The organism is Streptomyces sp. RG80 (genome assembly GCF_040446465.1).
Classification (GTDB): domain Bacteria; phylum Actinomycetota; class Actinomycetes; order Streptomycetales; family Streptomycetaceae; genus Streptomyces.
This window is the reverse complement of the sequence record NZ_JBEAAJ010000011.1, coordinates 145271-168278: the sequence shown is the minus strand read 5'-3', so window position 1 is coordinate 168278 and position 23008 is coordinate 145271. Positions and strand designations below refer to the sequence as shown.

General features: G+C 70.8%; 20 protein-coding genes. 17 read left to right on the top strand and 3 right to left on the bottom strand.

All coding sequences use genetic code 11. The features are described 5' to 3' along the window. Positions 1–852: a fumarylacetoacetate hydrolase family protein gene (locus ABKA17_RS35460; protein ID WP_353696454.1), complete on the bottom strand. Its 852-nt coding sequence runs from the start codon at positions 850–852 to the stop codon at positions 1–3. 810 nt (positions 853–1662) lie between these two features. Here ABKA17_RS35460 and ABKA17_RS35455 point away from each other — a divergent pair. From ABKA17_RS35455 to ABKA17_RS35435, 5 genes are all read left to right on the top strand, one after another. Then, positions 1663–2712 carry a sugar ABC transporter substrate-binding protein gene (locus ABKA17_RS35455; protein WP_353696453.1) on the top strand — a complete coding sequence of 350 codons (1050 nt, stop codon included), beginning with the start codon at positions 1663–1665 and terminating at the stop codon, positions 2710–2712. 106 nt (positions 2713–2818) lie between these two features. Further along, positions 2819–4402 carry a sugar ABC transporter ATP-binding protein gene (locus ABKA17_RS35450; protein WP_353696452.1) on the top strand — a complete coding sequence of 528 codons (1584 nt, stop codon included), beginning with the start codon at positions 2819–2821 and terminating at the stop codon, positions 4400–4402. A gap of 2 nt (positions 4403–4404) precedes the next feature. Next, entirely contained in the window at positions 4405–5448 is a 1044-nt protein-coding gene (locus ABKA17_RS35445) for an ABC transporter permease (protein ID WP_353696451.1), read from the top strand. A gap of 102 nt (positions 5449–5550) precedes the next feature. Next, positions 5551–6252, top strand: coding sequence for a FadR/GntR family transcriptional regulator (locus ABKA17_RS35440; protein ID WP_353696450.1), 702 nt, complete (start codon positions 5551–5553; stop codon positions 6250–6252). Between the two features lie 180 nt (positions 6253–6432). Further along, on the top strand, positions 6433–6921 hold the full coding sequence (locus ABKA17_RS35435; RefSeq protein WP_353696449.1) for a GNAT family N-acetyltransferase: 489 nt from the start codon (positions 6433–6435) through the stop codon (positions 6919–6921). Positions 6922–6942: 21 nt separating this feature from the next. On the opposite strand, the gene ABKA17_RS35430 is transcribed toward ABKA17_RS35435, so the two are convergent. Beyond that, positions 6943–9228 (bottom strand): ATP-binding protein, encoded by a 2286-nt coding sequence (locus ABKA17_RS35430; protein WP_353696448.1) that lies wholly within the window; start codon positions 9226–9228, stop codon positions 6943–6945. 106 nt (positions 9229–9334) lie between these two features. Here ABKA17_RS35430 and ABKA17_RS35425 point away from each other — a divergent pair, with 106 nt between their 5' ends. Continuing rightward, entirely contained in the window at positions 9335–10168 is an 834-nt protein-coding gene (locus ABKA17_RS35425; RefSeq protein ID WP_353696447.1) for an alpha/beta fold hydrolase, read from the top strand. 263 nt (positions 10169–10431) lie between these two features. Next, positions 10432–12447 carry a S9 family peptidase gene (locus ABKA17_RS35420; RefSeq protein ID WP_353696446.1) on the top strand — a complete coding sequence of 672 codons (2016 nt, stop codon included), beginning with the start codon at positions 10432–10434 and terminating at the stop codon, positions 12445–12447. A gap of 20 nt (positions 12448–12467) precedes the next feature. Here the strand turns inward: ABKA17_RS35420 and ABKA17_RS35415 are convergent, their stop codons facing one another. Further along, the gene (locus ABKA17_RS35415) at positions 12468–13379 is read right to left on the bottom strand and encodes a LysR family transcriptional regulator (protein ID WP_353696445.1); all 912 of its coding nucleotides are present in this window, start codon (positions 13377–13379) and stop codon (positions 12468–12470) included. Between the two features lie 139 nt (positions 13380–13518). On the opposite strand from ABKA17_RS35415, the gene ABKA17_RS35410 reads away from it, so the two are divergent. The 10 genes from ABKA17_RS35410 to ABKA17_RS35365 all read left to right on the top strand — a co-directional run bounded on the left by ABKA17_RS35410 (position 13519) and on the right by ABKA17_RS35365 (position 23008). Beyond that, complete coding sequence (locus tag ABKA17_RS35410; protein WP_353696444.1) at positions 13519–14337, top strand: 3'(2'),5'-bisphosphate nucleotidase CysQ; 819 nt, start codon at positions 13519–13521, stop codon at positions 14335–14337. 41 nt (positions 14338–14378) lie between these two features. After that, positions 14379–14975 carry an NADPH-dependent F420 reductase gene (locus ABKA17_RS35405; protein ID WP_353696443.1) on the top strand — a complete coding sequence of 199 codons (597 nt, stop codon included), beginning with the start codon at positions 14379–14381 and terminating at the stop codon, positions 14973–14975. A 163-nt stretch (positions 14976–15138) separates the two neighbouring features. Beyond that, on the top strand, positions 15139–16818 hold the full coding sequence (locus ABKA17_RS35400) for an FAD-dependent oxidoreductase (protein WP_353696442.1): 1680 nt from the start codon (positions 15139–15141) through the stop codon (positions 16816–16818). Positions 16819–17050: 232 nt separating this feature from the next. Further along, the gene (locus ABKA17_RS35395; RefSeq protein ID WP_353696441.1) at positions 17051–17578 is read left to right on the top strand and encodes a hypothetical protein; all 528 of its coding nucleotides are present in this window, start codon (positions 17051–17053) and stop codon (positions 17576–17578) included. Between the two features lie 121 nt (positions 17579–17699). Continuing rightward, positions 17700–18353, top strand: coding sequence for a class F sortase (locus ABKA17_RS35390; protein WP_353696440.1), 654 nt, complete (start codon positions 17700–17702; stop codon positions 18351–18353). Positions 18354–18504: 151 nt separating this feature from the next. After that, entirely contained in the window at positions 18505–19656 is a 1152-nt protein-coding gene (locus ABKA17_RS35385; RefSeq protein ID WP_353696439.1) for a SchA/CurD-like domain-containing protein, read from the top strand. A 92-nt stretch (positions 19657–19748) separates the two neighbouring features. Beyond that, positions 19749–20186, top strand: coding sequence for a cupin domain-containing protein (locus ABKA17_RS35380; protein WP_353696637.1), 438 nt, complete (start codon positions 19749–19751; stop codon positions 20184–20186). Then, positions 20183–21451 (top strand): beta-ketoacyl-[acyl-carrier-protein] synthase family protein, encoded by a 1269-nt coding sequence (locus ABKA17_RS35375; protein WP_353696438.1) that lies wholly within the window; start codon positions 20183–20185, stop codon positions 21449–21451. The genes ABKA17_RS35380 and ABKA17_RS35375 overlap by 4 nt, the downstream gene beginning before the upstream one ends. Continuing rightward, entirely contained in the window at positions 21448–22695 is a 1248-nt protein-coding gene (locus tag ABKA17_RS35370) for a ketosynthase chain-length factor (RefSeq protein ID WP_353696437.1), read from the top strand. The genes ABKA17_RS35375 and ABKA17_RS35370 overlap by 4 nt, the downstream gene beginning before the upstream one ends. Before the next feature lie 55 nt (positions 22696–22750). Continuing rightward, positions 22751–23008, top strand: coding sequence for an acyl carrier protein (locus tag ABKA17_RS35365; RefSeq protein ID WP_353696436.1), 258 nt, complete (start codon positions 22751–22753; stop codon positions 23006–23008).

Sequence of the window (23008 nt, the reverse complement as noted above, 5' to 3'; positions counted from 1 at the left end):
TCACGCTTGGCCGAAGGTCTGGCGCTGGCTGCCGAGTCCGTCCACGGACAGCTCGACGGTGTCGCCGGAACGCAGATAGGGGGTGCCGGGAAGGCCGAGGGCCACGCCCGCGGGCGTACCGGTGTTGATCACATCGCCCGGCTCCAGAACCATGTACTGGCTCAGATACGCCACGATGTGGTCGACCGGGAAGATCATGTCGCTGGTGTGGCCGTCCTGGCGCTTGACGCCGTTGACGCTCAGGTGCAGCGCGAGGTTCTGCGGGTCGCCCACCTCGTCGGCGGTGACCAGCCAGGGGCCGAGGGGATTGAAGGTCTCGCAGGACTTGCCCAGGTCCCACTGCGGCGAGTACTCCAGCTGGAACTCGCGCTCGGAGACATCGTGGCTGACCGCATAACCGGCGATCACGGCCCGCGCGGCGGCAGGCCCGTCGAGGTAGCGCGCCCGTCGGCCGATGACGACCGCCAGTTCGACCTCCCAGTCCGTCTTCACCGAGCCCCGGGGGATCAGCACCTCGTCGTACGGGCCCACGACCGTGCCCGGGTCCTTCATGAACACCACCGGACGCGGGGGGATCGGCGCTCCGGTCTCGGCGGCGTGGTCGCGGTAGTTCAGGCCGACGCAGACGATCTTGCCGGGGCGGGCGACAGGAGCGCCGATCCGCAGACCGTCCGTGTCCAGTTCGGGCAGTCCGCCCGCCGTGATCGCCACGCGGGCCCGGTCGACACCGTCCCCGGCGAGGAACGCGCCGTCGATGTCCGAGGCCACGGAGGACAGATCCAGCAGCTGGCCGTCATCGGTGCGGACAGCGGGCCGCTCTTCGCCGGGCGCGCCGACTCGTAGCAGTTTCACTGGGCAACTCCCTTGCCATGGGTGGTTCGTGAGGGGGTGAGGACCTGCGGAGGGCCGGCGCATCTTCACAGTCATCGGAGGAATGGCGGCAGGGTGACTGTAAGCGCAGAAGGAGCCACTGACCAAGAAAACCTCGGATGTATTTTTCCGTCGCAGGTGACGGTACCCCGCAGGCCTGGTCGATATCGACGTCTTTGCGGGTAAATGATGGCTGGGAGTGCCTCCTCCCTCCGATGAATCCAAGGAGCGCTCACACGCGCATCCTCCCTGCTGAGAGCAGGACGGTCGGACGGATCTCGCGGTCTCGCGAGGGTGGAAACCCCCTCGTGCGACCCCTGTCGACCCCTCCTGCAAGGGGCCGCAGCGGCGTCGTTGCTGAATCGTGAGCTGCTGCCGCTCGGTGCCCCGAGCCCCCTGACGTCGGTATAGGCCCAGGTGAGAAGCGGTTGCGGTGGAGAGTCCAGGATGCCCGCGCGGGCTCGCGGCGCTCCGCGGGCCGATGTCACGGAAATCTGCGGCAGTGGACTCTTGTCAACGCTGGCAATGCCGTCGTAACGTCCTCGACGTCCGATATACATCGGAGGAATGGCTTGCACGTTCCGGTGAGCAACCGGTGCTCCGTGCGGTCGTTCGGCCTCCACGTCCGTCTGGCTGCCACTCCCTCACGCCCCGTCTGATGCGGTCCGCACGTCCCCTGTGCCGGATCCGCAGACTGCCCGGTCGGCGGCCTCGTCCTTCCCCCGCAGGCGAATACGCCCCCTTCACCCTCACCCGGCGGCTCCCCGCCCTGCCTGAAGAGAGAACACGGTCATGAAGCTCGCTCGCCCCCGCTCCACCGCCGCAGGCGTCCTCGCCGTCCTGGCGGCGATGTCGCTCGTCACCGCGTGCAACCGCGACAGCTCCGACTCGGCCGCCTCGAGCAGTGACGCACCAGCCATCGGTATCGACCTGCCGCGCTCCGACTCCGACTTCTGGAACTCCTACGCCGAGTACCTGAAGAAGGACATCAAGACCGACGGTGTCAACGCCCTGCCGCTGAGCAACTCGCAGAACGACGTCACCAAGCTGGTCGCGAACGTGCAGGTGTTCCAGAACACCGGGGCCAAGGCCGTCGTCATGGCACCCCAGGACACCGGTGCCATCGCCTCCACCCTGGACACCCTCGCGTCGAAGAAGATCCCCGTCGTCAGTGTCGACACCCGCCCCGACAAGGGCGACGTCTACATGGTCGTGCGCGCCGACAACAAGGCCTACGGCACCAAGGCCTGCGAGTACCTCGGCAAGCAGCTGAACGGTGAGGGCAAGGTCGCCGAGCTGCAGGGCGCGCTGGACTCGATCAACGGCCGCGACCGCTCCGAGGCCTTCGCCTCCTGTATGAAGACGAAGTTCCCCAAGATCAAGGTGTTCGAGCTGCCCACCGACTGGAAGGGCGACGTGGCCTCCGCCAAGCTGCAGTCGCTGCTTGCCCAGCACCCGGACCTGAACGGCATCTACATGCAGGCAGGCGGCGTCTTCCTGCAGCCGACCCTGGCGCTCCTCGAGCAGAAGAAGCTGCTCAAGCCGGCCGGCGAGAAGGGCCACATCTCGATCATCTCCAACGACGGCATCCCGCAGGAGTTCGACGCCATCCGCAAGGGCCAGATCGACGCCACGATCTCCCAGCCCGCCGACCTCTACGCCAAGTACGCGGTGTACTACGCCCAGGCCGCCGCCGAGGGCAAGACCTTCCAGCCGGGCAAGACCGACCACGACTCCACCATCGTCAAGATCCCGAACGGCCTGGAGGACCAGCTGCCCGCCCCGCTGGTGACCAAGGACAACGTGGACGACAAGACCCTGTGGGGCAACAACGTCGGCTGATCACCGGCAGCTCAAGCCCGCGGTGGGGAGGGACCGGCCCCTGCCTCCGTCCCCACCGCGCCCTTCCCCGCTCCCAGCATCCGACGTCAAAAGGACGGAATCCACCATGGCGGACACCGCGACCGCCCCGGCGACCGGCCCCGGGCATCCGGCCCCGGTGGCCGAGGCGACCGGCATCAGCAAACGGTTCGGCGCGACCGTCGCCCTGCGCGACGCCCGTATCAGCATCGCCGCGGGCGAGTCGCACGCCCTGGTCGGCCGCAACGGCGCCGGCAAGTCGACGCTCGTGTCCATCCTCACCGGCCTCCAGCAGCCCGACACCGGATCCCTGCGCTTCTCGGACGAGCCGGCGCCCGCATTCGGCGACATCGACGCCTGGCGCTCCCGCGTCGCCTGTGTCTACCAGCGCTCCACGATCATCGGTGACCTGACCGTCGCCGAGAACCTCTTCCTGAACCGGCAGAGCGCCGGTGCCGTGCAGCCCATCCGCTGGAAGCAACTGCGGCTGCGCGCGGAGGAGTTGCTCGGCGAGTACGGGGTGGCCGTCGACCCCGCCGCTCGCGCGAAGGACCTCACCGTCGAGCAGCGGCAGTTCGTCGAGATCGCCCGGGCGCTGTCCTTCGGCGCCCGCTTCATCATCCTCGACGAACCGACCGCCAAGCTCGACGCCCGCGGCATCGGCCGCCTCTTCGACAAACTGCGCGACCTGCAGGACCAGGGCGTCGCCTTCCTCTTCATCTCCCACCACCTGCAAGAGGTGTACGACCTCTGCAGCACGGTCACCGTCTACCGCGACGCGGCCCACATCCTCACCGCGCCCGTGGCAGAGCTCGGTCACGAGGCGCTGGTGGAGGCCATGACCGGGGAGTCCACCTCCGTCGCGGCCGTGGCCGGGAGCAGGTCCCCGGCCGCACGGGCCGACTCGGCGGAGCTGCTGGAGATCAGCGGCCTGACACTTCCCGGTGCCTGCGAGGAGCTGTCCCTCTCGGTCCGCGCGGGCGAGGTGATCGGGCTCGCCGGAGCCGCGGCCAGCGGCAATGTCCAGGTGGGCGAGGCCGTCGCCGGTCTGCACCGGGCCAAGGACGGCAGGATCTCGGTCGGCGGCCGGACCGTGCGCACCGGAAGCGTGCCGTCCGCCCTCGCCGCCGGGGTCGGCCTGGTGCCCGAGGACCGCCACCTCCAGGGACTGGTCAACAACCGCAGCGTGGCGGAGAACGCCACCCTGACCGTCACCGACCAGCTCGGCCCGTTCGGCACGGTCCTGCCCGCCCGGACCAGGGCCTTCGCCCAGCGCATGATCCAGGACCTCGACATCAAGACCCCGGGCGCCGCCACCGCGGTCTCCGCCCTCTCCGGCGGCAACCAGCAGAAGGTCGTCGTCGCCCGCGCCCTGGCCACCGACCCCCATGTCCTGGTGGCCATCCGGCCCACCAACGGAGTCGACGTCAAGTCCAAGGAGTTCCTGCTCGGCAGGATCCGGGAGGTCGCCGACACCGGCAAGGCCGCACTGATCGTCTCCGACGAACTGGACGACCTCAAGGTCTGCGACCGGGTCGTCGTCATGTTCCACGGCCAGGTGGTCGCCGAGTTCGACGCCGGTTGGAAGGACGAACACGTCGTCGCCGCCATGGAGGGCATCGGCACCCCCCTCGCCTCCGCCGTATCCGGCACCGACCAGCACGGAAGGTAGTCATGTCCGCCACCACAGATCTCACCGAGCCCGCGACGAGCGCGGCGGACCCGGCCACCGCGGACACCACCCGCCGCCGGATCGACCTCGGCCGCTTCCGTGAACTTTCCCTGGTCCCCGCCATCCTCGTCCTGATGCTGATCGGGTTCATCGTCTCGCCGGCCTTCCTCACCGCCGACAACCTCATAGGCGTCGCCCAGCAGTCCACCGAGCTGAGCCTGCTCGTCCTCGCCACCACCTTCATCCTCATCTGCGGACGGATGGACCTGTCCCTGGAGTCGACCATCGGCGTGGCTCCGGTCATCGCCGTATGGCTCGTGCTGCCCTCCACCGGCGGACGGTTCACGGGCCTCGGACTGCTTCCCGAATGGACGGCCGTCCCGCTCTGCCTCCTGGTCGGCGCGGTGATCGGCGCCGTCAACGGCTTCCTCATCCTGAAACTGCGCCTCAACGGCTTCATCGTCACGCTCGGCGGCCTGACCATGCTCCGCGGCCTCCAAGTGGCCCTGTCCGAGGGCCAGTCCATCGTCGAACTGCCCTCCTCCTTCACCTACCTGGGCAAGGCGTCCTGGCTGGGCGTGCCCGCCGCCATCTGGGTGTGCGCGATCCTCTTCGCGGTCGGCGGCAGCGCGCTGGCCTGGCTGCGGCACGGCCGCGCGCTGTACGCGATCGGCGGCAACTCCGAGGCCGCCCGCACGGCCGGTATCCGCGTCGACCGCATCGTCTGGATCGTCCTCATCATCGGCAGCGTGCTCGCCGCGTTCGCCGGCATCCTCTACACCGGGCACTACGGCTCCATCTCCGCCACCCAGGGCAGCGGCTGGATCTTCCAGGTCTTCGCCGCGACCGTCATCGGCGGGGTCAGCCTCAACGGCGGCAAGGGCTCCGTCTTCGGCGCCCTCACCGGCGTCCTCACCCTCCAGCTGGTCATCAACGTCATGACACTGGCCGGTGTACCGCCCCTGTGGAACCAGTTCCTCAACGGCGCGATCATCATCGTCGCCCTGATCATCTCCCGCTTCGCCTCCGGCGAGAAGCAGGACTAGCGGCCGGCTCCCCGAAGCTCCGCGCTCCGCCCACCACCCTCTGCCCGGAAGAGGACCGGGCGGAGCGCGCCGGCTACGCACCCCCCACAGAAAGGCACCCTCGTGGCACTGACGGACGAGGCAATGGACAAGATCAAGGCGATGATCGTCGCCGGCGAACTCGAGCCGGGCTCCCGCCTGCCCAAGGAGGATGTCCTCGCCCGACAGCTGGGCCTGTCCCGCAACTCACTGCGCGAGGCCGTGCGCGCCCTGACCGCCATGCGGATCCTGGTCAGCCGACAGGGCGACGGCACCTACGTCTCGAGCCTGGAGCCCCACCTCCTCCTCGAGACACTGTCCTTCGCAGCCGACGTCTCCCAGGGGCGTGCCGCCCTGCAACTGCTCCAGGTGCGCCGACTGCTCGAACCCCAGGCGACCGGACTGGCCGCGGCCATGCTGCAACCGCACGACCTCCAGGACCTCCGCGACATCCTCGACCGGTGCCGCTCCGCCGCGACCGTCGAGGACTTCGTCGCCCACGACATCGCCTTCCACCTGCGCATCGTCGAAGCCGTCGGCAACCCGGTCCTCTCCATGCTCCTCGAAGTGCTCTCCACCCGTACTCAGCGGGTACGCATCGTCCGAGGCAGCCGCACCCGCGACGCGCTGGAGAGCGCCCACCAGGATCACGAGGCGATCCTCCGCGCACTTGAGGCCCGCGACGCGCTGCTCGCGGTCTCCGCCGCGACCGTTCACATCACCGCCGTCGAGCAGTGGCTGGCGACAAGCGTCGTCGACGACACACTCCACCAGATCGACGCCTGACCGCCCTCCCGCCCCTTCCAGTCGGCCGTCCGAGGCGGGCGGCACAGGGTAGAACGGCCCACGCCCGGCATGGGTAGCGCCACCCCTGCCGGAAGCCCGCGAAGGTGCACATGCGGCGCGTCACCGTCAGCGTGGCGACCCGCCGCGCGACGGCCCTGCCCGGTGCGAAATACTCTCCCGATGAGCTCACGCACGTCCCCGGGCAGCCGGTCGATCACGATCCGTAGAGCCGTCGCGCGGGATGCCAAACGGCTCACCCGGCTCGTGCGTGGTTCAGGAGCCTACGAGGGCAAGTACGCAGGGGCAGTCGCCGGCTACCGGGTCGGTCCCGACTACATCGAGGCCCACCGCACGTTCGTGGCCGTCGATGCCGAGGAGCACGGAGGCAGGATCCTCGGGTTCTACTCCCTCGTCCTCGCTCCACCGGAACTCGACCTGCTCTTCGTCGCCGACGAAGCGCAAGGACGGGGTATCGGACGGCTGCTCATCGCGCACATGCAGTCCGAAGCCCGTGCCGCCGGGCTCGACCGCCTCAGGGTGGTGTCGCACATCCCCGCCGAGGGTTTCTACCACCGCGTCGGCGCGGTGCGGACCGGGACCGTGCTCGCGACCCCGCCCGCCGTGCCGTGGGACCGTCCCGAATTCGAGTTCCGCATCCCTTCGCGATGACACGGTCTTCCGACCGGCGGCCTACTCGTCGTCACCGGATGTCCCCGCGAGGCGTGCCAGGGCGGCCGCCGTCTTTGCGGCGGAGGTCGAGTCGCCGGCCGTGACGAACAGCCGGTGGGCCTCCGTGAGGTGGGCGCGGGCCTCGGTCGATTCGCCGCAGTGCTCCAGGGCCGTGGCGAGGCCGGCGAGGGCCCGGGCCTGGAAGCGACTGGTGCCGCCGTGGGTGACGGGAGCCATGACGGCCCGGAAGGCCCGCACCGCCTCGGGCCAGCGCTCCAGAGCGAGCAGGTCGCGGGCTATCTGATGGCGGACGATGGCCTCGGCGAACTCCTGGAACCCGGGCACGTCACCGGCCCGGGTACCGAGCAGAGCCAGGTGGACGGCCAGTGCCTCCTCGGCGCGGCCCGCCTCACGCAGAGCGCTGCCGAGGACCCGCCGGGACACCGCCCGGCCCGCCTCGTCACCGGTGGTCGCGAAGAGCCGTACAGCGCGCTCGGCGGCCTCGGCCGCCTCCGCGGGGCGGTCAAGGCTCATACAGGCCCCGGCGATGTACGTCGACGCCCAGGCCTGCTGCCCGACGTCGCCCACCTCCGTGGCCAACTCCAGCGCGCGGCGGGCGTGTTCCTCGGCCTCCCGGTGGCGGCCGTCGGTCACCGAGTACGTCCAGGCCAGACAGTTGAGCTGGTGGGCCTCGGCCGCCCGGTCGCCGAGCGCCGCCGCCGAGCGGACGCCGTGGCAGAACAGGGTCCGCCACTCCGGCCAGGCGTCCCAGCGGTCGGAGAACCAGTACAGCGTGCGGGCCGTGTGGAGGATCTCCCGATGCCGGCCGGCCGCGGACAGCACCGGCAACGCGCCTGCCCACTGGGCGCGTTCGACGGTCAGCCACTCCTCGGCCTCGGCGGCGGACGCGGGGATGAACGGCGCGGGCTCACCCGGCCACGGCTCCGGCGCGGAGTCCGGCGCCTCGAACAGGCGGCCCGCCGCCGAAGCCGACCGCAACAGCCAGTCCGCCACCCGGATGCTGACCGTGTCCGCGTCCTCCTCCTCGTCCCGCAGTCGCTCGCGGGCGAAGAGCCGTACGAGATCGTGCAGGGCGTACCGGCGGGGTGTCGTCTCCTCCAACAGGCCCCGGTCGACCAGCAGGTCGAGGGAGTCCTCGGTGGTGAGCGGGTCCTCGCCGCAGAGGACGGCCGCGAGGTCCGGGCCGGTGTCGTGGCCGGGCAGCAGGGTGAGTCGGCGCAACAACATGCGGTGCGGGTCGGTGAGTTGACCGTAGGACAGGGCCAGCGCGCTGCGGACGGCGAGGTCGCCCGCGACCAGGCCATTCAACCGGCGTTCCTCGTCGGCGAGTTGGTCCACCAGCCGGGTCGGGGTCCAACTCGGGCGGCTGGAGAGGCGGTTGCCGACGATCCGCAGGGCCAGCGGGAGGTGCCCGCACAGTTGGGTCAGCCGGGTGATCGCCTCCGGCTGTCCGCCGGTCCGCGGGGTGCCGATGATCCGTTCCAGCAGCCGTGCCGATTCCCCGCCGCTGAGCCCGCCGAGCCTGATCCGCCGCACGCCTTCCAGTCCGGCCAGCGGCCGTCTGCTGGTGACCAGCACGAAACTGCCCTCGGCGTCCGGCAGCAGCGGCCTGGCCTGACTCTCGTCGGCCGCGTCGTCGAGGACGACCAGCGCCCGCCGGCCGGCGAGTGCGGCCCGGTAGACGGCCTCACGAGCGACCGGGTCGACCGGGATCCGGTCGGGTGGGTGACCGAGTGCCGTGAGCAGGAGGACCAACGCCTCGGCGGCGGGCAACGGGGAGTCGCTCATCCCGTGCAGCTGGACGCAGACGCAGCCGTCCGGGAAGGCGCCCGACAACCGCCGTACCGCCTCCGCCGCCAGTGTCGTCTTTCCCTGCCCGCCCGGCCCGAAGAGCACCGCGGCCCGGGTCCGGGCCCCGCCGGCGAGGGCCTCCAGGTCGGCCAGTTCCTGCTCCCGGCCGGTGAAGTCCGGGACGGTGCGCAGGAGATACGGCGCTGCCGGTGCCCCTCCGCGTTCCCGCCCGGCGTCGGCCAGCCGCTGGAGGCGCTCGCGCTGCTCGCCGTCGAGACGGAGGGCGGCGGCGAGCGCGTCGACCGTACGGCGCTGCGGTCCCCGGCTGCGGCCGCGCTCCAGGTCGCCGAGGGCGCGCACACTCACCCCGGACGCCTCGGACAGCTCCTCCAGGGTCAGCCGGGCGGTTCTGCGCAGGGAGCGCAGCATCACGCCGAAGGCGGTGCCGCCGACGGGAGCTTCGGGCTGCCGGGGTGCAGATTCATGACTGGTCATCACGACAATTAGAGCAAGCGCTCTCTACTTCCGCCTGCACTTCTGCCTGGCGGGTGCGGGGAGTCCCTGGTGAGCTGGAGTCTCCCTACGAGGAGGACCAACCGACATGCCGTACATCACCGTTGGCGAAGAGAACAGCGCGCCCGTCGAGCTCTACTACGAGGACCACGGCACCGGACAGCCCGTCGTGCTGATCCACGGCTACCCGCTCGACGGCCACTCCTGGGAGCGCCAGGTCCCGGCGCTCCTGGAGGCCGGGCACCGGGTCATCACCTACGACCGCCGCGGCTTCGGCCGGTCCTCGCAGCCGACCACGGGCTACGACTACGACACCTTCGCCGCCGACCTCGCCAAGGTGGTCGAGGAGCTGGACCTGACCGACGCGGTCCTGGTCGGCTTCTCCATGGGTACCGGCGAAGTGGGCCGCTACCTGGGCACCTACGGCTCGGGCCGGATCGCCAAGGCGGCCTTCCTGGCCTCCCTCGAGCCCTTCCTGCTCAAGACCGACGACAACCCGACCGGCGTACCCCAGGAGGTCTTCGACGGGATCTCGGCGGCGGTCACCAAGGACCGGTACGCCTATTTCAGCGCCTTCTACCAGGACTTCTACAACCTGGACGAGACGCTGGGCAGCCGGATCAGCGAGGAGGCCCTGCGCAACAGCTGGAACGTGGCCGCGGGTTCTTCGGCGCACGCCTCGGTGGCCTGCGTGCCGACCTGGATCACCGACTTCCGGGCCGACGTGGCCAAGGTCGACGTACCGTCGCTGATCGTGCACGGCACCGGTGACCGCATCCTGCCGATCGACGCGACCGGCCGGCCGTTCCACGCGCTGCTGCCCTCCGCCGAGTACGTCGAGATCGAGGGCGCCCCGCACGGGCTGCTGTGGACGCACGCGGAGGAGGTCAACGCGGCGCTGCTGGCCTTCCTCGCGAAGTAGTTCTCGCCGGCGCGGCGGGCCCCGGCGACCATCGCGATCACGGTGCGCATACGGCGTGGTGAACCGGTGCAGGGCGCGCCGCCGGCCGGGGAGTCGGCGGCGCGGCCGGTGAGGGTCATGGCCAGCACGTCGCCCCCAGGTCAGGGGCGCCGGGCGACGGGGTTCCCCCGATGGAAGGGTGCCCCGCGGACATCGGGCGGGATCCTTGCGTCGGGGCCGGACGCCCTGGCCGTCGCGTCGTGCGGGAGGCGACAATCGCCTGCATGACCGAGTCCTCCGGTGGCCCCTCCACCTTCCGTGACCTGTCCGCCTTCGTCGCCCGCCCCCGCGTCAACTCACTTGCCCTGTCCGCCGACGGCACGCGACTCGTCGCCGCCGTGCAGTCGTTGTCCGGGGACGGGACGCGGTTCGTGTCCGGGCTGTGGGAGATCGACCCGGCGGGGGAGCGCGACGCGCTGCGGCTGACCCGGTCCGACAAGGGCGAGTCGGGGCCAGTCTTCGGTCCGGACGGGACGCTGTACTTCCTGTCCGGCCGCGCCGACTCGGCAGGGGACAGCGACGAGGACGAGGGCGCCGCGCTGTGGGCGCTGCCCTCGCGCGGCGAGGCCGCGGTGGTGGCCCGGCACCCGGGCGGGATCGCCGCGGTCACCGTCGCCCGGGACTCGGGCGCGCTCTGCCACACCGCGGGGCTGCTGCCGGGCGCCGCCGACGCCGAGGCGCACGGCAAGCTGCGTACGGCACGCAAGGACGCGAAGGTCACCGCGATCCTGTACGAGGCCGGACCGACCCGCGCCTGGGACCACGACCTCGGCCCCGCGGAGCCGCACACCTTCGTGCGTGCCGGTGCCGACGCGGAGCCGGTCGACGCCGGTGGGCAGGGAGTCGGCCTGGAGGATCCGGGGGACGCGGCGCTGTCGCCGGACGGCACACGGGTCGCGTACCGCCGGTTCGTGCCCGGGCGGGTCCCGGACGAGCACCGCACCGCCGTGGTGGTGGCCGACGCGGTGAGCGGTGAGGAGATCCGGGTCGTCGGCGATCTGGAGCACCTTTACGAGGCGCCGCGGTTCACGCACGACGGCTCGGCCGTAGTGTGCTCCCGGATGCGCTTCCCGACGTACGACGAACCCTGGGACGCGACTCTCGTCCGGATCGACCTGACGGACGGCGCGGTGCGGGACCTGCTGCCCGGGTTCGACAACTGGCCCGGTGGGGTGGCTTGTTCACCGGTCGACGACACGCTCTTCTTCACGTCCGACGAGCAAGGACACGCGCCCGTCTTCCGGCGTGCCCCCGACGGCGGCGTCACGCGGCTCACCGCGTCGGGCGCGTACGGCTCGCTGACCGTGGCCCCCGACGGGCGGACGCTCTACGCCCTGCGCCACGCGGTCGACGCGCCGCCGACGCCCGTCCGGATCGACGCCGACGTCGCCGACCAGACCCCGGTCGAACTGCCCGCCCCGGGTGGCGTCGGGGAGCTGCCCGGCACGCTCACCGAGGTGCGCGCGGAGGCGGACGACGGGTTCGTGCTGCGCGGCTGGCTCGTGCTGCCCGAGGGCGCGTCCGCCGAGCGGCCCGCGCCGCTGCTCGTCGCCGTCCACGGCGGACCGCAGTTCAGCTGGAACGGCTGGACCTGGCGGTGGAACCCGTGGCCGTTCGCCGCGCGCGGCTATGCGGTGCTGCTGCCGGACCCGGCCCTGTCGACCGGCTACGGACAGCTCAACCACCGGCGCGGCTGGGGGCAGTGGGGCGGGCGCCCCTACACGGATGTGATCGCCCTGACCGACGCGACCGAGGCCCGGGACGACATCGATGCCTCACGTACGGCGCTCGCGGGCGGCTCCTACGGCGGATACATGGCGAACCGGGTCGCCACCAGCACGGACCGGTTCAGGGCGATCGTCAGCCATGCGGGCCTGTGGGACCTGCGGATGTTCCAGGGCGACACCGACGTGCCCTGGTACTTCCAGCGGATCTTCGGCGACCCCCTGACCCGCCCCGAGCGGTACGAGGCCGACTCGCCGCACCTGGACGTCGCCAAGATCCGCACCCCGATGCTGGTCATCCACGGCGCGAAGGACTACCGCGTGCCCGTCGGACAGGGCGCCACGCTCTTCCAGGAACTCCAGCGGCACGAAGTCCCCGCGAAGTACCTCTACTTTCCCGACGAGAACCACTGGATCCTCAAGCCGAACCACGCGCGCCTGTGGTACGAGACCTTTCTCAACTTCCTCGACCACCACGTCCTCGGCGCCGAGTGGCAGCGGCCGGGCCTGCTGTGACAGCGACCGGACGGCGCCACCTACGACGCTGACGCCGCGTGCGTGGCCAGCGCGGTTCGTGCGAGCCCGCGCAGCCAGGTGTGGGCGTGGTCGGTGTCGTAGCGCTGATGCCACGACAGGTAGATCGGTGCCGCCGGGAGTTCGAACGGGAGGGGGAGCACGACCAGGCCGAGGTCGGCGACCGCTGACCGCGTGGTGGCCTCGGGGACGCTGACCAGGAGATCGGAGCCGCGCGCGAACTCCAGCGCGGCCGCTTCCGTGGGCGCGGTCGCCACCACGCGGCGGGTGAGGCCGTGCTGGGCGAGGACGTCGTCGAGGGCGTTGCTGAGGTTTCCACGGCGCGAGACGGCGACGTGCTCGGCGGCGGCGTACCGCTCCGCGGTGACGGTCCTGGTGCGAGTGAGGGGGTGCCCCTGCCGCACGACGATGACGAGACGGGTCTCGCCCACGTTCTCGGCACGGATCTCCGGTGCGCTCGGGCGGTTGGCGTTCGCCTCCAGGTCGACCTCGCCGCGCCGCAGCTCGGGGGTGTCGGTGCTCGATTCCGCGACGAAGCGCAAGCGCACGCCCGGCGCCTCCTCGCGCACAGCCGTGAGCAGTGCGGGGCCGCTCAGGGCGACCAGGGAATCGTGCCAGCGGAGGGTGAAAGTGCGCTCCAGCGTTGCCAGATCGAGTTCCCGGCTCGGCGCCAGCACCCCCTGGACCTGCTGCAACAGCTCGTGCACCTGTTCGCGGACGGCGATCGCATACGGCGTCGGGGTCATCGTGCGACCGGTGCGCACCAGGATCTGATCCCCGGTGGTACGCCGGATTCGGCCCAGGCTCCGGCTCATCGCGGGGGCGGTGACGTGCAGGCGCGCGGCTGCCCCGGCCACGCTCCCCTCCTCCAGCAGCGCGTCGAGCGCGGCGAGCAGGTTCAAATCCAATTGCATGTGAGTAATCCTAGCCGTGCTTTACATGCATTTGAAGTTAATCAAAGGGCTCTATACCTTCGAGAAGAGCCCAGGACGGAGCGCACAGCCGGCCCGTCGGGCCTCTTCAACACCCCTTACTCACACGGGAGTTACCGCCATGCCCGAAACGCTTCAGACCACCGACGTCGCCGCCTTTGACGCCGGCTTCCTCGACCAGACCGCGATCGCCGTACGCGCGGCCGGTTCGGCGCTGCGCGAGCGCTTCGGGGAGGTGGTCCGCCACCAGACCCGCGACGAGCTGATGCGTGCGCTCGCCTCCAACGACGACGCGGCCCTCGACATCCTGCGCCCCCGTCTCACGAGCCTGCGCCCGGACGCGGGCTGGGTGGAGGACGAGCTGGACGGCGGGGAGCTGCCGCCCGGCGAATGGTGGGTCGTGGATCCGGCCGAAGGCAACGTCAACCATCTGCACGCCCTGCCGGAGTGGGCGGTGACCGCCACCCTCGTACGGGAGAACCAGCCGGTGCTCACCGCGGTCCATCTGCCGTTGACCGGCGAGACCTACACCGCGCGAACCGGCGCGGGCGCCCACCTCGACGGCCGGCCGCTGCGCGTCTCAGGGACCGAGGACCTCGGCCTGAGCATCGTGGCCACCAGCCAGGCCCGGCCGGACGAGGACGAGAAGGTCGTGCGGCGCGTCGGCTCCTCGATCACCGCGATGCTCTTCGACGCGCTCGTCGTCCGCACCGCCGTGCCCGCGACCCTGCACCTGGCGAACGTGGCCGCCGGCCGGATCGACGCCTTCTGGCAGTTCGCCGGCGCCCGCGCGGACCTGCTGCCCGGGGCGCTGCTCGTCACCGAGGCCGGCGGACGGATCTCCGACGCCGAGGGCCGCCCCTGGACCCCGCAGAGCGAGAGCTTCCTGGCCGCAGCACACGGCGTCCACGCCGAGGCCGTCGCCACCCTCTCACGCTGACCGCACACCACGACCCGCACCCAGGAAAGGACCGGATCACCATGACCACGATCGCAGTTCTCGGAAACGGCCGCGTCGGCGGCAACCTCGCCGCAGCCCTCACCCGGGCAGGGCATGAGGTGACCGTGGCGGACCGCACGCCGGGCGCCGCCGCCGACGCTGCTCGGGCAGCCCGGATCGTCATCAACGCCACCCCGGGCGCCGGCTCGCTGGACGGGCTCGTCGCCCTGCGCGAGGAACTGCGCGACAAGATCCTCGTCGACGTCTCCAACGCCACCGTCGACGGACCGGACGGACTGCCCGCCGACCTGATCCACCCCGGCTCCAGCCTCGCCGAGCAACTCCAGGAAGCCCTCCCCGAAACGCACGTCGTCAAGACACTCAACACCATGCTCTTCCCGGTCATGACCGCGCCGGCCACACTCACCCAGGCGCCCGACGCCTTCCTCTCCGGCGACGACCCACAGGCCAAGCAGACCGTCCGTGAGCTGCTCGTCGACCTCGGCTGGCGCAAGGAGTGGATCACTGATCTCGGCGGGATCCAGACCGCCCGCGCCACGGAGGCCGCCGTCCTGTTCGTCCCGCACGTGATCCGCTCCAGCGGATTCGCACCCTTCGCGATCTCGATCGCCCGCTGATCCAGTCGCGGTCGACGGCGTCGTACATCGCGTGTCCGCTGACTCGGCGAACCCGGCGAGTTGAGCGGGTGAAGCTTGGGCCCGCGCTGATGTCGAGGGGCATGCATGAGGTTCGCTGCCGTATCCGGCCGGGTCGGTAGACACAACGAGCTGGAGGCGGGCCATGGCACCAAGAGACCACGACACCGACCACACGACCCATCAAGTCCCTGTCCTCATCGTCGGCGGATCGCTCGTCGGCCTGTCGACCTCGCTGTTCCTGAGCCGGTTGGGCGTACGGCACACGCTGGTGGAGCGGCACGCCGGAACCTCCATCCACCCTCGTGGGCGCGGGAACAACGTCCGCACGATGGAACTGTTCCGGACCGCCGGAGTCGAGCCGGGGATCCGGGAGGCCGCCGCCACACTCGACGACAACCACGGGATCCTCCAGACGCCCACCCTGGTGGGTGACGAGGGCGAGTGGCTGTTCAAGGAGATCGACGCGGGCGGCGCACTGGCCCGCTTCAGCCCCAGCTCATGGTGTCTGTGCAGCCAGAACGACCTGGAGCCGGTGTTGTTCGAACACGCCGAGCGGCTCGGTGGCGATCTGCGGTACAACACCGAACTGCTGTCGTTCGACACCGACGCCTCCGGCGTCACCGCCGTGGTCAAGAGCCGGGAGACCGGCGAGCACACCACCATCCGGGCGGACTACCTCGTCGCCGCGGACGGCCCCCGCAGCCCCGTTCGCGAGCAACTCGGCATCGACCACAGCGGCCCTGGCGACCTGTTCAGCAACGTCAGCATCACCTTCCGGTCCCGCCGCCTCGCCGACGTCGTGGGCGACCGCCACTTCATCGTCTGCTACCTGACCAACCCGGAAGCCGACGGCGCGCTCCTGCCCGTGGACAACCGCGAGAACTGGGTCTTCCACGCTCCCTGGCATCCCGAACACGGCGAGACCCTGGAGGAGTTCACCGACGAGCGGTGTGTCGAGCACATCCGGCGCGCCGTCGGAGTGGCCGACCTCGACGTCCAGATCACCGGCAAGGCTCCCTGGAACGCCGCCCAGCGGGTCGCCCGCAGCTACCGGTCGGGGCGGGTCTTCCTGGCCGGCGACTCGGCCCACGAAATGTCCCCCACCGGCGCCTTCGGCTCGAACACCGGTATCCAGGACGCGCACAACCTCGCGTGGAAACTGGCCGCGGTGCTCGGCGGGTGGGCGGGGGAGGAGCTGCTGGACACCTACGACGCCGAGCGGCGCCCGGTGGCCGAGGCGACCAGCGCCCGCGCCGCCGCACGGTCCGTGGAGCACAGCCACCCCGGCTTCGCTCCGCCGCCCGGCATGGGCGGTGGCGGCGCAGGTGGCGGTGGAGGTGGCCCGCAGCGCGGCATCCTCAACGTGGTCCTCGGCTACCGCTATCCACGGGGCGCCGTCATCGGAACCGACCCCGAGGCCCCGGTCGTACCGGAACGCTTCGAGCTGTCCGGGGAACCCGGCAGTAGGGCACCCCACTTGGCGGTACGTCACCGAGGCGAGCGGATCTCCACGCTGGATCTCTACGAACGGTCGTTCGTCCTGCTCAGCGACGCCGATCACCCAAGTGGCTGGCACGAGGCGGCCGTCCGGCTCGCCGAGTCGATGTCCGTCCCCCTGACCTCGTACCGGGTGGGCAGCACTCCCGAGGCCGAGCTGACCCCCGAGGGCGAGACGGACTGGGCGGCCGCTCATGGGACATCACCCGCAGGCGCCGTACTCGTCCGGCCCGACGGGTTCGTGGCATGGCGGGCCGCAGCGCCGGAACCTGACGCCGAGTCGGCATTGCGCCATGCCCTGAGGACGCTGCTGGCAGCGGTCTGACCTTGGGAGATACGGCCGGCCGCCCCTCGATCGAGGACGGCCGGCCGCGTCATGGGGTCGTCACCTCGCGCTCCCGCCGGGGTTCGGACGGGTTCACCCAAGTGATCGTCCCGAGTGGTGTGAGGCACTCTGCGCGCTGACGGTGGATCACGTCGAGGGCGGGTCACCTCAGCTGACGAACTGGCAGCTTCCTGCTCCTCGGCGGAAGGAACGTCAGATGCACTCTGCTCGCATGCTCCTTGCCACCGCGGCGGCTTCGACCGTCCTCGTTCTCGGCGCACCCGGCGCTCATGCGGCCGGGAACGACTGGGAGGACCACACGGACTCCTCCTACAGCAAGGACCACGGCAAGGACCACGACAAGGACCATGGCAAGGACCAGGGCCACGACTCGCCGCGCGGTGGCATGCACACCGGTGGTGGGGCCCTGACCACGGTCACCGTGGACGGTTCGGACACCGCGAAGGACCCCAAGTACGACCCGGAGACGTACAAGGACAAGGAGCACGGCAAGGACTCCGGCAGCGGGAGGCAGGAGGAGGGCTCCTGGAGCGGCAAGCAGGAGGACGACTCCTGGAGCGGGAAGCAGGACGGCGACGGGTGGAGCGGCCGTGAGGAGAAGCCCAGCGGCGGAATGCACACCGGAGGCGGCGCGTTGGCCTCGCCGGCCGTGACCGCGGGCGGGCTGGCCGTACTGGCCGCACTCGGTACTGGTCTGTACGCGGCGCGCCGCAAGAAGACCGCCGAAAGTGTGGCCTGACCCATGCCGGATGACATAGCCGCGCGGGCCGTCACGCGCGCGCCGCGTGTCGGCCCGGCCGGTTTGCCCCGTACCCACCCCTAGTCCGAACTTCCGCCGTGCCCTGGTGAGGTAGCGTCCGATGGCAGTCAGTCCCCCTTCCCCCGCAGACAACCAGCTCCGCACCAAAGTGCTGGTGGTTGCTGCGGCAGCGGCCCTGGTCCTGGCCATGGTCCTGTTCGGCGGCAACGACACCGAGCCGTCCGCCACCTCCCGCCCCTCGCAGGCCCCTCACACCGCCGCCGCGGCCGCACCGCCGGCCGGACAGACCGTGGGGAAACACCTGCCGCGAGCCAGACCCGTACGCCTGCTCATTCCGAAGATCTCCGTCGACGCCCCCTTCACGGAACTCGCCATCGGCCGCAACGGACAGCTCGAGCCGCCCCCGGCCGACGACACCAACCTCGTCGGTTGGCATGCCAAGGGCGCCTCGCCGGGGGAGACGGGCACGTCGATCATCGCCGGGCACGTCGACACGGCGACCTCGGCGGCCGTCTTCGCGGACCTCGGAGAGCTGGAGAAGGGTGACACCTTCCAGGTCAGACGGGCCGACGGGCGCACGGCGTCCTTCGTGGTCGATGCCGTGGAGACGTTCGACAAGGAGAACTTCCCCAGCCGACGTGTCTACGCCGACACGGCCCAGGCACAGGTCCGGCTCATCACCTGTGCGGGTGACTACGACCGTACGGTCAGGGACTACACGGACAACCTGGTGGTCTTCGCCCACCTGGCCTGAGTCGGGCCCGTCCGTGCGGCCCGAAGGTCGTCCGCCCAGTCGCATACGAGTCGCGCGCTCGCGGGAGCGGGCTCAGGATCGAGGCACGTCGGAGGCATATCGACGTGACCGAGCCCGTCCGGTTCCTTCCCGCCAAGGAGATGTGCGCAGGATGACCACCACGTCCGAACGTGTTTCGGAATCCCTCATGCGAGAGGCGTCGCAACGCGTCTCTCAGTCCGTGTTCGACGGTTCCCCGCTGCGTGTCGTCCTGCTGGTGGACGTCTACGACGGCGCCCAGCAGCAGTTCCTGGAGGCGTACGAGCAGCTGTGCAACCAGGTCGCGTCCGTCCCCGGACATGTCAGCGACCAGCTGTGCCAGTCCATCGAGAATCCCTCGCAATGGCTCATCACCAGCGAATGGGAAAGTGCCCCGCCGTTCCTCACCTGGGTGAACAGTGAGGAACACGTACGGATGGTGGAGCCCCTGCACAGCTGTGTCCGGGACACCCGGTCACTGCGCTTCCACATCGTGCGCGAGACCGGTGGCCCGGTGGCGCACAGCGAGCCCGGCGCCCGTCGGCTTCAGACGTCACCGAGAATCGGGGACGGGCTGATCCGGCACGCGCTCACCTTCACGGTCAAGCCGGGCAGCGAGAAGACCGTGGCCGAGATCCTCGCCGGGTACGCCTCACCGCAGCCGAAGGTCGACGACACCACCCAGCTGTGCCGCACCTCCCTGTTCATGCACGGCAACCGGGTGGTCCGGGCCATCGAGGTGCGGGGCGACCTGCTCGCCGCGCTGCGCCACGTCGCCAGGCAGCCCGAGGTACGAGCCGTCGAGGAAGCCATCAACCCCTATCTGGAGCAGGACAGGGACCTCGACGACCCCGAGTCCGCCCGGCTCTTCTTCACCCGCGCGGCGCTGCCCGCCGTCCACCATGTGACGGTGGGCCAGGACAGTCCGGATGCCGTGCGGCAGGCGCTGTACTACCCGGCCCGTGAAGGGCGCGGTCTGCGCCTGGCCGAGCTGCTCGCCCGTCAGGACGAGGCGGCACTGGACGATCCGCGCACGCCGCTGTTGCGCAGCACGATCTTCCAGCGCGACGACGTCGTGGTGCGCCTGGTGGAGGTGCGCGGCGGGCTCGACAACGTTGCCGTACTCGGTCTCCCGGACCGTGGCCAGGCGAACGAGCTCATGGAACTCCTGGACGCGGAAGCCCTCGAAGGGGCCGGCCCGGAGCTGAGGGACGGCGTCCTCGCCGGCCACCTCAACGTGCCCCGCATGGCACTCGTCACCGACCGCCGGGCGCCCGACGCCTGATTCGCCCCGCCGGCATCCGGGCCGTGACGGCCACGCGCCATGCCGAAGTAACACATGTTCGGAGGAACGTCGTGATCAAACTTCCTGGAATCGTGGACCTGAGCGAGGTCGAGCCCAACACCCGGCGCGGCGGTGACCTGCGCGCCCTGCTCACCCCCACCACCGTCGGCTCCACCAGCGGCTTCATGGGCGTGGCCATCGTGCAGCCCGGCGACCGCATCGCCGAGCACTACCACCCGTACTCCGAGGAGTTCATCTACGTCCTCTGCGGGCAGCTGGAGGTGGACCTGGACGGTGAACCCCACCCGCTGCAGCCCGAGCAAGGGCTGCTGATCCCCGCTCACATGCGCCACCGCTTCCGCAACGTCGGAAAGGTGGAGGCCCGCATGGTCTTCCACCTCGGCCCGCTCGCCCCGAGCCCGCCGCTCGGACACGTCGACACCGAGGACGCGAACGGAGTGCCGATCGCGGTGGAACCGACCCACACGGGCGTGGGGCGGGTGGCCGAGCGACCTCAGGTCCGATCATGAACAGGCGCGTGGCGGTCACCGGCATGGGTGTCGTCGCCCCCGGCGGCGACGGAGTACCGGCGTTCTGGGACCTGCTGTCCCACGGCCGCACGGCGACGCGGGGCATCACCTTCTTCGACCCCGCCGGACTGCGTTCGCAGATCGCCGCCGAGTGCGACTTCGACCCGGCGGCCCACGGACTGGACCCGGAGCAGATCGCCCGGTGCGACCGGTACATCCAGTTCGCCCTGGCGGCCGGGGAGGAGGCGGTCCGGGACTCCGGCCTCGACCTCGCCGTGGAGAACCCGTGGCGCGTAGGGGTCTCACTGGGCACGGCGGTCGGCGGCACCACCCGACTGGAGCACGACTACGTGCTGGTCAGCGAGCGAGGCAAACGCTGGGACGTGGACCACCAGGAGGCAGGCCGGCATCTGCACCGGGCGTTCTCGCCGAGCACCCTCGCCTCGACGGTGGCGGAGCGCTTCGAGGCCCGCGGCCCCGTGCAGACCGTCTCCACCGGCTGCACCTCGGGCCTGGACGCGGTCGGATACGCCTTCCACACGATCGAGGAGGGCCGGGCCGACATCTGCATAACCGGGGCGTCGGACTCGCCGATCTCACCGATCACCATGGCCTGCTTCGACGCGATCAAGGCGACCTCCCCGAACAACGACGACCCCGCCCACGCCTCACGCCCCTTCGACGCGGACCGCAACGGGTTCGTCATGGGGGAGGGCGGCGCGGTACTCGTCCTGGAGGAGCTGGAACACGCGCTGGCCCGCGGCGCACACGTGTACTGCGAGATCGGCGGCTACGCCACCTTCGGCAACGCCTACCACATGACCGGTCTGACCGGCGAAGGCCTTGAGATGGCCCGGGCCATCGAACACGCCCTGGACCAGGCCCGGTTGGACGGTTCGGCGATCGACTACGTCAACGCGCACGGCTCGGGCACCCTCCAGAACGACCGGCACGAGACGGCAGCGGTCAAACGGGCTCTGGGCGCGCACGCCTACGACACGCCCATGAGCTCCATCAAGTCCATGGTGGGCCACTCCCTCGGAGCGATCGGAGCGATCGAGCTCGTCGCGTGTGCGCTGTCCCTGACCCACCAGGTCGTCCCGCCCACCGCGAACTACGAGACGCCGGACCCCGAGTGCGACCTGGACTACGTCCCGCGCACCGCCCGCGAGCGAAGGCTGAGCAGCGTTCTCTCCGTGGGCAGCGGATTCGGTGGCTTCCAGTCCGCGGTGGTCCTGACCCTGCCGAGGGAGAAGACAACATGAGCGGACATCCTCGGAGCGCGGCCATCACCGGGATCGGCGTGCTCGCGCCCAACGGCACCAGCACCGAGACCTTCTGGAAGTCGACCAAAGAGGGCATCAGCGTCCTGGACCGGATCACCCGCGAGGGATGCGGGCACCTGCCGCTGCGGGTGGCCGGCGAGGTCCGGGGCTTCGACCCGCCGACCCTGGTCGAGGAGCGCTACCTCGTCCAGACCGACCGGTTCACCCACTTCGCGATGGCCGCGGCCGACCAAGCGCTCGACGACGCCGGCCTCGGCCGCAGCGCGACGGACGCCGAGCCGTTCTCCGTGGGCGTGGTGACCGCGGCAGGTTCCGGCGGCGGCGAGTTCGGGCAGCGGGAGCTGCAGCGGCTGTGGGACAAGGGCAGCCGTTTCGTCGGGCCGTATCAGTCCATCGCCTGGTTCTACGCCGCGAGCACCGGTCAGATCTCCATCCGCCGCGGCTTCAAGGGCCCCTGCGGGGTGGTCGCCGCCGACGAGGCCGGCGGCCTCGACGCTCTGGCGCACGCGGCACGGGCCGTGCGACGCGGCACCGACGTGATCGTGGCCGGCGCGACCGAGGCGCCCCTGGCCCCCTACTCGATGGTCTGCCAGCTCGGCTACGCGGAGCTGAGCACCCTCGACGACCCCGCGTGCGCCTACCGCCCCTTCACGACCGCGGCCTGCGGATTCGTGCCCGCCGAAGGCGGCGCCATGCTCGTCGTCGAGAGCGAGGACTCGGCCCGTCGGCGGGGCGCGTGCGTGCGGGCCACCCTGGCGGGCCACGCGTCCACGTTCACGGGCGCCTCCCGCTGGGAGCAGTCCCGGCAAGGGCTGGCCCAGGCAATCCTGGGCGCCTTGGCCGAGGCCGACTGCGCGCCCGAGGAGATCGACGTGGTCTTCGCCGACGCTCTCGGAGTACCGGAGGCGGATCTTGCCGAGGCGCAGGCGATCGTGGACGCCCTGGGCACACACGGCGGACGCGTCCCCGTCACCGCGCCGAAGACCGGCTTCGGCCGGAGCTACTCGGCGGCGCCCGTCCTGGACGTCGCCGCGGCGGTGCTCGCACTGGAGCACGGTCAGATTCCGCCCACCCCCAACGTCTTCGACGCCTGCCACGACCTCGACCTCGTGACCTCCCGCCCCCGCGCGGCCGAACTGCGCACGGCACTGGTCCTCAGCAGAGGACTCATGGGGTCGAACTCGGCGCTCGTGCTCCGGCGCGGCGCCGGCGACGCCTTGTGACGAGGCATCGCCAGCACTGATCACACAGCACCCGACACAGCAGGAGAGAAACCGCATGAGTGACCGAATCACCGTGGAAGAGCTCACCGAGCTCATGAAGAAGTCTGCCGGAGTCACCGTGTCCCCGGAGGACCTCCGGCAGCGGTACGACTCCGGCTTCGACGCCTTCGGGATCGACTCCCTCGCGCTGCTCGGCATCGTGGGTGAGCTGGAGAACCGGTACGGCACGCCCATGCCTGTCGACGCGGAGAAGAGCAAGAGCCCTCAGCAGTTCCTCGAACTCGTCAACAGCGCACTTCTGGCAGGAGCCTGA